The organism is Salinimicrobium oceani (assembly GCF_012037645.1).
Window position 1 is genome coordinate 1 of record NZ_JAAVJR010001531.1, and the last position, 296, is coordinate 296.

Annotated in this window: 1 protein-coding gene; it reads right to left on the bottom strand. The window is 45.9% G+C overall.

From position 1 onward, the window contains the following. Window positions 1-296: aldehyde dehydrogenase family protein (locus HC175_RS22945; protein WP_168140072.1), on the bottom strand; the 296-nt coding region annotated here is incomplete at both ends.

Below are 296 nucleotides of genomic sequence, written 5' to 3' on the forward strand. Positions count from 1 at the left end.
ATCCCCTGTGCCAATGGTAATTCAGTAGTGTAATTTATCGTATTAGTTTGTCGGCGCATATAGATCTTCCAGGCATCTGAACCTGATTCCCTGCCGCCACCGGTTTCTTTTTCACCTCCAAAGGCGCCACCAATTTCAGCTCCCGAAGTACCAATGTTTACGTTAGCAATTCCGCAGTCAGAACCTTCCACAGAAAGGAATCTTTCCGCTTCCCTAAGATTATTGGTCATGATCGCAGAAGATAATCCCTGCTTTACTCCATTTTGAAGAGCAAGTGCGTTTTCGAGATCCCCGCT